10 protein-coding genes and 1 pseudogene are annotated in these 12,656 nt (G+C 53.4%); 7 read left to right on the top strand and 4 right to left on the bottom strand.

Going from position 1 to position 12,656, the window contains the following annotated elements; all coding sequences use genetic code 11:
• The first annotated feature begins 88 nt into the window (after positions 1-88).
• Both AC0L7I_RS09760 and AC0L7I_RS09755 read left to right on the top strand, forming a co-directional pair.
• Positions 89-1,051, top strand: coding sequence for a hypothetical protein (locus AC0L7I_RS09760; protein ID WP_473396245.1), 963 nt, complete (start codon positions 89-91; stop codon positions 1,049-1,051).
• A gap of 41 nt (positions 1,052-1,092) precedes the next feature.
• Positions 1,093-1,965: a hypothetical protein gene (locus AC0L7I_RS09755; protein WP_473396244.1), complete on the top strand. Its 873-nt coding sequence runs from the start codon at positions 1,093-1,095 to the stop codon at positions 1,963-1,965.
• 184 nt (positions 1,966-2,149) lie between these two features.
• Here AC0L7I_RS09755 and AC0L7I_RS09750 read toward each other — a convergent pair whose 3' ends face one another.
• The gene (locus AC0L7I_RS09750) at positions 2,150-4,135 is read right to left on the bottom strand and encodes a flavin-containing monooxygenase (protein WP_473396243.1); all 1,986 of its coding nucleotides are present in this window, start codon (positions 4,133-4,135) and stop codon (positions 2,150-2,152) included.
• A 122-nt stretch (positions 4,136-4,257) separates the two neighbouring features.
• Positions 4,258-5,055: an SDR family NAD(P)-dependent oxidoreductase gene (locus AC0L7I_RS09745; protein WP_473399134.1), complete on the bottom strand. Its 798-nt coding sequence runs from the start codon at positions 5,053-5,055 to the stop codon at positions 4,258-4,260.
• 176 nt (positions 5,056-5,231) lie between these two features.
• Between AC0L7I_RS09745 and AC0L7I_RS09740 the strand changes: the two genes are divergently transcribed.
• From AC0L7I_RS09740 to AC0L7I_RS09720, 5 genes and pseudogenes are all read left to right on the top strand, one after another.
• Positions 5,232-5,765: a carboxymuconolactone decarboxylase family protein gene (locus tag AC0L7I_RS09740; RefSeq protein ID WP_473396242.1), complete on the top strand. Its 534-nt coding sequence runs from the start codon at positions 5,232-5,234 to the stop codon at positions 5,763-5,765.
• Between the two features lie 42 nt (positions 5,766-5,807).
• The gene (locus AC0L7I_RS09735) at positions 5,808-7,409 is read left to right on the top strand and encodes an AMP-binding protein (RefSeq protein WP_473396241.1); all 1,602 of its coding nucleotides are present in this window, start codon (positions 5,808-5,810) and stop codon (positions 7,407-7,409) included.
• Complete coding sequence (locus AC0L7I_RS09730) at positions 7,406-8,362, top strand: alpha/beta hydrolase fold domain-containing protein (protein ID WP_473396240.1); 957 nt, start codon at positions 7,406-7,408, stop codon at positions 8,360-8,362. Before AC0L7I_RS09735 ends, AC0L7I_RS09730 begins: the two co-directional genes overlap by 4 nt.
• A gap of 21 nt (positions 8,363-8,383) precedes the next feature.
• Positions 8,384-9,334: a LysR family transcriptional regulator gene (locus tag AC0L7I_RS09725; protein WP_473396239.1), complete on the top strand. Its 951-nt coding sequence runs from the start codon at positions 8,384-8,386 to the stop codon at positions 9,332-9,334.
• An 80-nt stretch (positions 9,335-9,414) separates the two neighbouring features.
• Positions 9,415-9,546 (top strand): annotated as a pseudogene (locus AC0L7I_RS09720) (IS6 family transposase); the annotation flags it as partial.
• A gap of 208 nt (positions 9,547-9,754) precedes the next feature.
• Here the strand turns inward: AC0L7I_RS09720 and AC0L7I_RS09715 are convergent.
• Both AC0L7I_RS09715 and AC0L7I_RS09710 read right to left on the bottom strand, forming a co-directional pair.
• Positions 9,755-10,423 carry a hypothetical protein gene (locus AC0L7I_RS09715; protein ID WP_473396238.1) on the bottom strand — a complete coding sequence of 223 codons (669 nt, stop codon included), beginning with the start codon at positions 10,421-10,423 and terminating at the stop codon, positions 9,755-9,757.
• Between the two features lie 64 nt (positions 10,424-10,487).
• Positions 10,488-12,605 carry a beta strand repeat-containing protein gene (locus AC0L7I_RS09710; RefSeq protein WP_473396237.1) on the bottom strand — a complete coding sequence of 706 codons (2,118 nt, stop codon included), beginning with the start codon at positions 12,603-12,605 and terminating at the stop codon, positions 10,488-10,490.
• Between the last annotated feature and the right edge of the window lie 51 nt (positions 12,606-12,656).

Here is a 12,656-nt window from a genome sequence, read left to right as displayed (position 1 = left end):
ATACTTGGGCCCGTTTCGGTATTGTCAGATACGCCCCCCCCGGTACAGTTTGCAACACGCGATATTCCTCACGCAGAACGAGACGTTTATGACAGAAACCAATGAAGCAGAGACTGGCGCAGCGCACAAAATTGGAGCTCTTGTCGAAGGCAGCGACTTCAATGCGGCCTCCTCTCTGCTGTATCGGTGGTGGGGTGTTTTCGAGGCACCTGCGAGCGTCGATGTCACGCCTTTCCTAGAGGACATGTTTGATCCCGACGTCGAGGCAAAACTGCTTGACCCTCTTGTCAAAGGTGCCGCCGCGGTAATCGAAAAAATCAAGCCGGGTCCCACGAGAACGTCTTGCTCGCATCACATCAACGACGAGGACATTCGGCTGACCTATTTAGGCGAAGATCTGTATCGGCTTGAAGCTGAATTCATCTTTCAAACAGAAACGCCCACAGAAGGGCTAAAAAGCGGGCGCGCCTGCTACCTGCATACGCTCAAGAAGCGCCCTGACGGCAAGATGGTTTTTGCGGAGCTCAATGCCAAAGCGCCTGAAGTGACCGAGATGGATGAATTTGTGCCGTCCTATATCAGGAACCGCGCCAAGGCGATCATCATCCAGTTCCAGACTCATATGGACTCGTTAAGCGGCGACGCATCGGGCCTCCGTGAATTAATGATGCCCGATCTGGAGCTACACGGTCTCGTAGCCAGCGCAGCCGATGACAGTGAAGACCGGGAAGACACGGTGACTGACTTAAAAGACCTGAAGGAATCGATTGCCGGCGGTGGTCCTGTCAAAGAGAACATCATCAGAAATTTCGACCAGCTGGCCGCATGGTTTGCGACGGGCCCCTCTCTTTTCAAATACGGCCTGCACAAGCTTGAGGAATTCACTGTCGAGCCACTTCCTGATCAACGCTATGCGGTTATGGCCCAGTTCGAATGGAAGGCAGAAACCCTGAATGGCGCGAAAATCGTGTTGCACCAGCCCCTGAACTGGATCGTCGTCGATCAGGGAGAGAAATACATGCGGATCGAAAAACTTCTGCCGCCGCAATAAAGCGGCCGCTCGGATAACAACAACAATCGGGAGGAAAGTCGGTGAGCGAACAACGCACTACCGACCCTGAGACTGAAAAACGTCTAAGGGAAAGCTACATCAAGCATGCAACATTGGCACAGCTGCACCGCTGGTGGCAGTATCACGAAAACGCCGAATCCGGGATTGCCAATCACCTTGATCTCCTTAGCGAAGACGTAATCCTGCGGTCTGCAAACAGTGAAGTCATCGGCCTGGATGCATATCGTGAAATAGCGCTCAAGAAACAATCATCCTGTCGAAACGCTCATTTCCTGAAAAGCCACACAATCGATATTTCTACAGACGGATCGATCCATCAAACGGCTGACATCATCCAATTCAATATCGGCACTCTGCCTGAGAACGGCGTTTCGAAGTCGACGGTTCATTTTGAGGCCACTCTTCAACAGACTGATACCGTCCTGCCTCTATTCACCAGTATCTTGATTTCTCAGACCGGATCGGGGCAGGTCGAGACATTTCAGAACGCATACCTGGAGAACAGAATTCGCAGTTTGGTTCATAAGTTCACTGCACTCGTTGAAGATCCGTCGCGCAATCCTGAACCATTCCGCGAGGTCCTGGCGGATGAATTCAGTCTCAACTACCTTGAGACACCCATGACAGATTTCGAGATGGTGAAAACGTGGGTGGCTAGCGCACTGTCTTCGGTTGTTGCGAGCAATCACCAAATTCACGACGTGTCGTTCGAAGTGGCCGATACTGGAGACTATCTTGTCACCATCAAAATGGATTCACGGGCCTTGTTCCCCGATGGCAGCGGCGTTACCAGCAAAAATACCCAAACCTGGACGCTGACGGACAATATCTCGGACAGATTCGCCAGGATAAAAAAGATCACGATCGACCGGGATGAAGTCCGCCGGTTCTAAGGATTTGCAGCGGCGCATTACCAGGTCGGTGAGGCACAAGTGCCCAAGACTCTGCACATTCTAAACAGCGCCGAGTGGAGGGACGACCGTATCTCCATTCGGAGGCACGGTTGTCATGTAAATGAAAACATACAGGAAGAGCCCTGGAATTGAGCCCCCTCCCAGCACCAGAAGTTGGACGAATTCAGCTTAAATCGAAATCATCTATTTTTGGTTCTTTCACGCGCGCGTAGAAGTCAGCCAACGTCCACGGCATGTTCACACCTGATCGTCCGAACTCGTTGACATAATACCCGCCGCCACCCTTCTCGCTCTCCCACAGCATTTTCGACATTTCTTCATCGAGTTCATCATTGTAGGCGCAATAGGCTTCCCGCCTGAGTTCAACCTGACTTGCGCCCTGCGCCACCATCTCGGTAATCACATTGCCCACGTACCGCACGAGAATCTCAATCCAAGAATGAAAACTGCCTGATCGTGTTCCTGCATTCGGCCCGTACAGCATGAAGAAGTTTGGGAAACCTGGCATTGTCATGGTCAAATGTGCGCGTGCGCCATCCTTTTCCCAAAGGTCTTCCAGGGTTGCCCCATCGCGGCCGACATATTCCACGGGCCAGAGATACTGTGACACTTTGAATCCAGCGCCAAGGACAATCAGGTCAAACTTCCGCTCGACACCATCATTGGAGATGATCCCATCTTCAGTGAATTTCTGTATGCCACCTGTTTCCAGTTCGACATTGTCCTTCAACAGCGTGTCGTACCATCCATTGTCGACAACAAGTCGGCGAGCAAGCGGCGCATAGTCGGGGACTAGTTTCTCAAACAGGTCGTCGCGATCCCCAACCTTATTGCGAATATAGGCCGTCAACCCGCTGCGCAATTGGTCATTCTTTTCATTGATGTGGCCGCCCTTCGCCTGCCACTCAGGATCAATTGGGTGAAAGGCCTGGTTCTGTAGCTGCGCGACATGAGCGTTATATGCGAACCAGTTGGCGTAATAAGGCATATTGTCCAGAAGCCACCGCGCGCCGGAGGAGACAGTGTCGTGATAACCTCTGATCGGCGTAACCCAATTAGGCGTGCGCTGAAATATGGTGAGGCGCTCGCCGCGTTGCGCGAGGTCCGGCGCCATCTGGGATCCTGTCGACCCGGTCCCGATCAGCGCAATCCGCTTTCCCGTATAATCATAGTCATGGTCCCACGCGGTCGTATGGAACATCTTGCCCTTGTAATCGCGGATGCCCGGAATGTCCGGAAGATGGGGCGTACTGAATAATCCGCAGGCCGTAATCACCACATTGCTGCGATGGGTCTCAGTTGAGCCATCCGGGCCTTCTATCTCAAGCACCCATTCTTTTGTCGCATTGTCCCAATGCGCCGAAAGCAGCTTTGTGCTGAGTTCAATCTTGTCGCGGATGCCGTACTCGTCGACAACATAATCCACGTATTCCTTGAGTTCATCACGAGTCGCGAAATAGCTTTTCCAAGGGTACTTCTTCACAAATTTGTATTGATAAAGGAAGGTTGTGATGTCCACGCGGGCCTCGGGATAATCATTGAGCTCCCAAGTTCCACCGATCCCGGATTGGCGTTCAAGAACGCGGCACTCTATGCCAAGGCGGTCAAGTTGGATGGCAGCCATAATGCCACTAAAGCCCGACCCAATCACCGTAACTTTGAAATTTCTTAGCCGATCCTTTGGAATCTCCCCCTTCCATTTGGCTTCGCGCGGGAACTCTTCAAAAGCAAGTTCCTCATAACCATACCCAGAAGCGGATGGATCAAGGTTATGTCCACCCTGAAACATATCCATAAGCTCAAGAGCGGTATTTCTGTCCGGCGCTGGCGCTGGCTCCATATCACCTGAAGACAGATACCGGAATGCCTTCTCCTTCAAGTCATCATGATGACTGGATTCGACAAGGTAGTTGAGGAACGGTGTGCCTCGCCTGTTGTGCGGCACGATCTTCATCTTGAGCAAATCCGGGTCTGCAGTCTGCTGATATAGCGACATGCGCAGGCAGTTCAGATTGCACTCATCGAGCGCCTCCCGGAGGAGTTTTTCATCCACTTCGACGGACTTCGCTTTGACGTCTTCGACACCTGAACCCATGCCCCACAAACCTTCCATTTGACTACTGATCTTCGCCCGAGCGGCGTGTCTCATATTCGTGGTCAAACGTAAGCTACCGTCCGGCGCAGCAACAAACCGGTAATTGGAATAGCCATTATTCGAATCGTGGGGATCGCGCTGAGGAGGCCCGGCGGACCTGCCGGCGCCGCATCCGGCTACAGCCCGACCCGGGCAGCTTGCCCACCGTCGACTGGCAAAACGACACCAGTAATGAACTGCGCCTCATCAGAGGCGAGGAAGAGCGAAGCGTACGCAGTGTCCCACCCCGTACCCATCTTGTTTGCAAGCGGGACCATGGCGTTTCGTTCTGCCCGCAACGCATCGACATCAATACCCCGTTCTTTGGTATGATGTCCGATCGCCATCGGCGTATCCATCAGTCCCGGCATGATAGTATTGGCCCGGATCCCATACCGTCCATTTCCGGACGCAATAACGTGGGTCAGGGCATTCACGCCTGCCTTGGAAACCTTGTATCCTACATATGTAAGAGACATCACGGCGGCGCCTGACGAGATGTTTACAATTGAACCGCTTTTTTGTGCACGCATGTGGGGCAAAACGTGCTTGCAGGTCATCCACATGCCCTTCAAATTCACATCCATAATCATGTCCCACCCCTCCGCACTCAAATTTGCGGGGGTATTATCGCCTGTGCCAATCCCGACATTGTTCTGGAGCACGTCGATCCGGCCATAGCGCTCCATGCACGTATCGGCGATTGATTTGCAGTCGTCCTCCTGGGTGATGTTGGCTTGCAGGACACTGGCCGTTCCACCTTCAGATTCGATCATCCTGAGCGTTTCGCACGCAGAGGTTTCATCCTTGTCCACCAAAAGCACCGAAGCGCCTTCACGCGCAAAGAGCACAGCCGTAGCTCGCCCGTTACCGATCGTATCACCTGGAGCCTGTCCGGCCCCTACAACGATAGCAATTTTATTTTTCAGCCGCATTTTCGCCCTCCGCAAACCTGTTCGTTCTTTTAGCTGAATTCCGGCATGCGCCTTATTCATAGTGGAGATACCCCCCATCCAAACTATGGATGCCAATTACCTGTCAGGGGCGCAGGCAGGCTGTTATCAACCGAACAACGCTCTAAAGCTGCATAGATATAGTTCGGGATGGAAACATGAATGACGCGAGGGTAGCCCCCCTGAAGCCAGTTGAGCTGAATGAAGCACAGAAGACTTTCCTCAAGCCATTTACTGACAAAAAGGGGCGGTTTCCGAACATTTTCGGCGTGCTCTGCCGGCATATGCCTTTGCTCAGCGCCTGGTCTGGGTTCGGTCTTTATACCATGCGGACCTCTCAAATTGACCGTGTCCTGCGCGAAGTTCTCGTTCTTCGCACATCGCACAATGTGGACTGTGATTATGAGTGGCACCATCACACACACATTGGCCGCGCGGTGGGGTTGAGCGACGCGCAAATGGCGCAGGTCCGTGACGGCAAGACGATGGAGAATGAGGACTACAACCTCATGCTAAGATGCGCAGATGACCTTGCTGGAGCCACCCGGCTTTCGGATGAGACTTGGCGCGCCATGCTCGACCGGTTCGGTCTTGAATACACTCTCGATGTGGTCTTCACGGTCGGAGCCTACACCGCGCTGGCCATGGGACTAAAAAGCTGCGGCGTTCAAATTGAAGACTCCGCGCGCTAGCGAAAAGCCTTTCGACACAATCAGCATGCAAGGACCTAAACTATGCCGCTGAACTATGGTGATATTCTCGACGCCGTCGCGCCTGTTCGAGGTGACCAATTCGCTATCTCGTCAGACTCCGGGGATCTGACATGGCGCGAGTTTGACGAACGAACGAATGCACTTGCACGCGGCCTGATCGATCAAGGCTTGAAAGCAGGCGATAAAGTCTGCTTTCTGATGTTCAATGGTGCGCCTTATCTCGAGTTGCTGGCTGCCTGCCTCAAGTCCCGCTTGATCCATGTGAATGCCAACTTCCGGTATCTGAGCCATGAGATCGAATATATTCTGGACAACTCAGACAGTGCCGCCCTGGTGTTTGATTCACGTCTTGCCGATCGCGTTGACGCCATCAATCCATCCTTGAAAGGATCGACACTCCTGGTTGAGACGGGAAATGAGGCGCCAAATGTAGAAGGGGCAATCGCGTTCGAGTCATTGCTGGATGGACAGGCAACCACCCCACTTGGCATTGAGCGGTCGCCAGATGACCTCATTTTCCTTTACACCGGCGGCACTACGGGCAAGCCAAAAGGCGTGGTGTGGCCACACGGCCAACAGGTCATCGGGCTTTTGGGAAGCGCAATAGAAGGAAAATCCGCTCCGGAGACCGTAGGTGAGCTCATCGCTCATATTGATGACCCAAAGCCTTACCTGACCCCCTTGATCGCAACGCCCCTCATGCATGGAGCCGGACTATATTCTGCGCTGACAACGCTCTGCAATGGCGGGCATATCGTGGTAACCGACAATGGCAAAGCCTTTGACGCCGCCCACCATTGGTATCTCGTTGAGTCCTACTCTATCGATGCCATCTCTATCGTCGGAGATACATTCGCCAAACCACTATTAGCCGAACTAGAACGCAGTGATTACGATGTCAGTTCGGTCCGCATTGTCGGGTCGTCAGGCGTGCTCTGGAGCACGCCAGTCAAACAAGCATTCCTTGAATACATGCCTGACGCCCTCATGTTTGACGCGCTCGGATCGTCTGAAGCGATGGGGCTCGGCACATCCATCATGTCCGCAGGCGGTGTCCTCGAGTCGGCGACATTCAAGATTGGGCCCCATTCGAAAGTTTTCAAGGAAGACGCCACGGAAGTTTTGCCAGGATCGGGTGAAGTCGGGCTACTCGCGCGCAGTGGCACCATGCCACTTGGTTACTACAAGGATGAAGAAAAGACTGCTGAAACATTTCGCATAATCGGCGGGGTTCGTTACGCGGTGCCGGGTGATATGTGCAGGGTCGACGCGGATGGGACCATACATCTTTTGGGACGTGGTAATCACTGCATCAATACCGGAGGGGAGAAAGTCTACCCTGGTGAAGTCGAAGAAGCGATAAAGACGCACGGCGCCCTGGATGACGCGATGGTTTTTGGAACGCTTGACGCGAAATGGGGAAGCGCAGTGCAGGCTGTAGCAAAGACGTCCAAAGGCTCTTCGGTGACCTCCGAAGAGGTACGCGATTTCCTTCGAAACAATCTTGCCGGATATAAGATTCCCAAGAAGATCATATTTACGGATCAGGATTTACGCTTGGCAAATGGGAAGCCGAATTATTCACTTGCCCGCGACATATTCGAAAATGCGCATGCCCTATGACACTCCCAGCCGGCTTCCATGTAGACACTGATCTCCTTCCATTTGCAGAAGAACAAGAGCGCGCGAATGAAATCCTGCGCAAGACGGGAGCGTCGCTACCAACCCCAGGCAGCGTGCCGGGAGCAGAGCTCCGAAAGTTTCGCCTCTACAACAAGGACGGGTCTTTCAAACCCCGCCTCGTGGACGAGGCGTTTGATGGTGAGATCCGCGTCTCGAACCGCGCTGTTCTGACGAGGACATTTCCTGTCGACCAGCCCGAGGGCATCATTGCGCATTTTCACGGCGGAGGCTGGGTGTTGGGCTCTGTCTATGAACAGGATGCATATTTGTGGCGCCTGGCTCAAGAAACCCGCAAGAGCGTCATCAGCATTGATTATCCGCTTGCCCCTGCGCACAAGCTTGATGAAATTCTCGGCGTCGCCACTGAAACGTTGGAGACGCTGATATCCAGTCACCCTGACACCCTCTTCTGCCTGGCCGGAGAATCGGCCGGCGCAAATGTAGCCCTGAACAGCCTGCTTCGGTTGCGCCACAGGAAGGGTCTGTTCGACCGTGTCCGCGCAGCAAGTTTTTGCTATGGAATTTATGACCTGTCGATGACGCCGTCACAGAGACGCTGGGGAAACAATCCGCTCGGTCTGTCAACGCCCTGGCTCGAGTGGTTCTATTCACAGGCTCTACCGGATATTTCGTCAGAGGAGCGCGCTCGCGCAGAATACTCTCCCCTCTATGCGGACCTGAGGGGATTGCCGCCTGCCCTCTTCAGCATCGGACAACTCGATCCATTGCTGGATGACAGTCTGTTCCTGTTCCAGAGATGGCTTGCTGCGGGCAACACGGGTGAACTGCGTGTATATCCAAGCGCACCACACGGCTTCAACGGACTGGCAACAACCATGGCCGAGAAATGCAACCAAATAATCTCGAAATTCCTTTCGGCCCAGGTAGAATGAGGAAAACAAGGAATCGGATCCATGTACCCGCTGAATCTTCGCTCGATTGACCTAAACCTCTTGCCTATCCTTGATGCGCTGCTTGAGGCGAATTCGGTTACGCTCGCAAGCGCGCGAATTAACCTGTCACAATCGGCCACAAGTTCGGCCCTGCAGAGACTGCGCGAGACATTTGACGATCCGATTGTTATTCGCCGGGGGCAACGAATGGTCCCAAGCTCCAAAGCCTTGCTGATACGAGAAGAGCTGAAAAACGCGTTAAACGACATTCGCGATATTGTCAGCAAGTTGAAAGATGAGCAGGCGAGCGGCGATCGCCGCATTCTGGCTCTCAGCGCGCCCGAGCACGTTCATTTGACACTCTCTGACGCCCTTCGAACCGTTGTAAACGGCGAGGACAAGAATCTCAGCATTCAGATTTCGTCTATCGATCGGCGAGGCATAGCCGACCAATTGCAAAAAGGGTCAATTGATATTGCGGTCGGCGCATTCGGTAGCCTCCCAAAACAGTTCCACCGGCAGGCTTTGTACGAAGAAACCATGAATGTCATCATGTGCAAGGAGCACCCGCTCATGACAGACACTGAAGGCGAACATGTCAGCTTGAATGACTTGAATCGCTATCCTCATCTTGTTGTCTCGCAGAATGAGGACATCGAATCCTCCCATCTCTCACGCTGGCTTCTCTCAAGGTCGGTCAACCGCAATGTTGGGGTCGTTGTAGAGCATATCTCGCTGGTCGCGGAGATATTACGGAATACGGAACTGATCTGCCTCGGGACAAATCGAAGCCTCGAGCAATTGCCCGCCGGCGACAAGTATCTTGCTTCGAAAAAGCTGCCCGCCGACCTGGGCGACGATACATACACGATCGAAATGATTTGGCATGACCGGACAGATCTTGACGAGGAAATGCAGATGACCCGGGAAACCATCCTCAAGTCCTGCAAGGAAATTGCTGAACGCGAATGAGCATCAATGCGTTCTGTGACCGAGGTGTTGTCAGCGGAACCGGGCTTGAGGTGACCGATCCTCGCGATTAGCCTCAGGAAATGGCCAAGAACCCATTTCGCTACTTCATAACCTCGCACGAAATCATCCAGCTCGTCGTACTGATGTATGTCCGGTTTCCGCTCTCACTTCGCAATGTCGAAGACCTGCTCCACGAGCGCGGCATAGATATCTGCCACGAAGGCGAGAGCGGGTGATGTCGCGAATTCGGCGCATGCGAAGTTTGCAAAAGTTCGTTTCAATTCATTCGTCAGTGCACAATCTCTTCAACTTCGAAAGGCACCTCAACACCAGAACCCGGTTCGAACAAAAACGAGACGCCGCTCTTCGCGAATATTAGAGACCGGTTCACATTCGACTGACAGCACCCTCGCGCTTTTGCTAGGATCCTTCGGGTGTTAGAATGCTGGGTGGCAACCCCTCGATAGAATTATCTTCTGGTGGCTTATCATCTTCTTGAGGGGATGCAGAACGCCTGGTGGGATCGCCGGAAAGAAAGCTGTTTCCGGTTGACTGAGCAGCCTGCGACGAAGCTTTTCCGCGACCAATTTCGTCTACAGCACGCGCCGGGTCGAAATTCGAAGTCGCATTGAATCCAGGTGCTATGATGGCAAGGCTGCTACCTTCTCCAAGTGATTCATCCGACTGGTCTGCGGCGGGTTTTAGACTGCTCCTGCATCGATCCGTTTTGGCAAGGTCGCCAATACAGGGATCATCCGAATTGATCGACTCTTCGATGCGCGCTACCGGATCTTCGTCGCGGGGGATCTGTCTCAGTCCCGGTGTTGAGCTCGCCCTTGGATCATCGGATTTATACGGTGCTACCTGCTCGGCACGAATGGAATTTTGTATTTGGACGAGGTCTTCTTGGTGCTGTTCAGGCGTGGGAGGAGGAGGCGCTTGCGGCTTGTTCAGTTGAGAAGAAATTCGGAGGAGGTTAACAGGCTCGATTTCAGTAACGCATCCGCTGCAAGCGACACCCAAGAGACCCACGACAACAATGCGGGGACTCCAAAACGGGAACAATAACTGTCGGAACAAGTTCTTCACTAGGTGCCTCATTGGCGGTAGGTAAAAAAAATCCCGGGCCAAGTTTTGGCCCGGGATTTTTTGACTACTGACTGATATTGGTGATGTTTCCTGTTCCCGTCTGCGAAACACTTGCAACATTTCCGGTCGCAACCGTCTGCATAACGGTCGCCTGATTGTTGTCGCCAGACTGGAATACTGTCGCTAGATTTCCATCCGTTAGCTGCGTTATGGACGCGGTGGAGAACTCTCCGCCCGACTGCATGATAGTAGCGCTGTTGTCGTCTCCATTCTGCGTGATCGACGAATCGCGATCGCGGCCATTTGAACCGGACTGGCTAATTGATGCGGTGTTAGAGTCTCCGCCCTGGGTGATGGTAGCATCATCGCGGCCAGCGCTTTGAGCAATGGTAGCATCATTGTAGTCACCAGACTGCGTGATCAGGCTGTTGTTTGCAAAGCCGCCCTGATCGATGCTGGCCATGTTGAACGCGGCGCCACCGATCTGCTCAATGGTGCTAGTGTTTGACTTTCCGATCTGGTCGACACTAGCCGTGTTGTCTGAGCCGATTTGGGTGACATACGCGTTCAAGGTATTGTCCTGCCATACGCGGCCTTCCTGATTGACGTCGGTCGTGTTGCCGGTTCCATCTTGAAGTACCGAAGCGCTGACATTGGAGTCTGCTTGAATACCAGAAGCAGGGATGTTGTCGTACTGGCTCACATTCGTCAGGTTCCCATCGCCATACTGCGTCACGCTTGCATCAAAGTTCTGCGTGCCATCCTGATTGAACGCCTGGGAGATATTTGTCGAGCTGAGTCCATCCTGCAAGATAGTTGTCGACATTCCCGATTGCCCGTCACCATTCATAGCCTGCTCGACATTGGCGGTAGCGCCATTGTCTTGCGTGATATTGGCCGAAATATCGGTCGACCCATTGCCGCTTATGCTCTGAGACACATTTGCGAGCGATCCGCCATTCTGGTTGAGGGTAGCATTTACATTCCCGGAGGTAACGGCGCCACTCCAAGTTGTTGATGGATTGTCGACAGATTGATCAACAAAGGCAGACGAACCGCCGTCCTGTGACACATTGGCCGTGATGCCTGTCGCGAGGCGACCATCGGCCGACTGATTCACCTCTGATATAGATGCACCGGACTGATTCACCGTGGCAAACACATTATTTGCGTTGCCTGTAACTGCAGACTGATTGACAGAAGAATCCGACCCATCGGCTTGGTTGACGATCGCGCGGAGCGTTCCAGTAAATCCGTCCCCGAGGCCTTCCTGCGTCACAGTGGAAGAGTTGCTGTTGCCGGTCTGAGTCACATTCGCAACTTGGTTGAAGCCGCCGCCGGTATTCGTCTGGCCAACGCTAGACGCATTATCGTTGCCGGTCTGCAGAACTGTTGCTTCAGGATCAGCATCCGGAATATTTATGGATCCGTTTGCTGAATCGTCAAGCTGCGTGACCAGAGACGAGTTATTGTCACCAGCTTGAACGTTGTCCGCATATGCGCCAATGCCGTCTTGATCGACGTTCGAACTGTTGTCCCTGCCGACTTGTTCGACGGTGGTGGTATTGTCAATGCCGACTTGTGCTACCGACGCGGCATTTGAATCACCATCCTGGCTGACGCTGGTCGTGTCGAGAGCACCTTCCTGTGTCACAACTGTACTATTGTCACTCCCAGTTTGGTAGACAAGTGCCGTTTCATCGCCCGCATCATTGACAAGGCCTTGCGCGACAACAGCGCTATTTCCAGATCCTCCGACCTGCGTCACGTCGGCTGTCTGAGCGGCTACGCCGGCTGTGTTCTGATTGATCTCCACATCGTTCGGCGCAGAGCCATTGTCCGTATCCGCAAACTGGGTAACGGTGGCAACGTTGCCAACGGCCGCGCCATTGGCGCTTGTCTGGTTGATGTCGGCAGAGTTTGTCGCAATGAAGTAGTCCTGCGACCCTTCCGGAGTGTGCCCCTGCAACACAGTGGCCGCATTGTTATCTCCGGTCTGGTCGACCGTAACTTCATTCTCATTGCTCGACAGGCCACTCGGCAGAAGCGTTGCATCAATAGTCTGGTCGATGTCGGCGGTGTTACCCAGTCCCGATTGATTAACAATAGCTTCGTCCGCGATCGCGGGTCCCCCGAAGCAAATGGCCGCAAAAGCGACAGAAGCCAATAATTTCGTGCGCATGAGATATCTCCTTGTTAGTGCACATATTCCGGCCAACTCGTTCTCGAGTTG

The organism is Hyphomonas sp. J20-32 (genome assembly GCF_055808555.1).
Note: the sequence above shows the minus strand (reverse complement) of the source record. Positions and strands in the feature narration are given on the sequence as shown.

Bases quoted from the DNA above. Each gene is read 5' to 3' on its own strand.
- AC0L7I_RS09760 (WP_473396245.1), top strand. From the start codon at position 89: ATGACAGAAACCAATGAAGCAGAGACTGGCGCAGCGCACAAAATTGGA.
- AC0L7I_RS09710 (WP_473396237.1), bottom strand. From the start codon at position 12,605: ATGCGCACGAAATTATTGGCTTCTGTCGCTTTTGCGGCCATTTGCTTC.
- AC0L7I_RS09750 (WP_473396243.1), bottom strand. From the start codon at position 4,135: ATGAGACACGCCGCTCGGGCGAAGATCAGTAGTCAAATGGAAGGTTTG.
- AC0L7I_RS09740 (WP_473396242.1), top strand. From the start codon at position 5,232: ATGAATGACGCGAGGGTAGCCCCCCTGAAGCCAGTTGAGCTGAATGAA.
- AC0L7I_RS09730 (WP_473396240.1), top strand. From the start codon at position 7,406: ATGACACTCCCAGCCGGCTTCCATGTAGACACTGATCTCCTTCCATTT.
- AC0L7I_RS09745 (WP_473399134.1), bottom strand. From the start codon at position 5,055: ATGCGGCTGAAAAATAAAATTGCTATCGTTGTAGGGGCCGGACAGGCT.
- AC0L7I_RS09735 (WP_473396241.1), top strand. From the start codon at position 5,808: ATGCCGCTGAACTATGGTGATATTCTCGACGCCGTCGCGCCTGTTCGA.
- AC0L7I_RS09725 (WP_473396239.1), top strand. From the start codon at position 8,384: ATGTACCCGCTGAATCTTCGCTCGATTGACCTAAACCTCTTGCCTATC.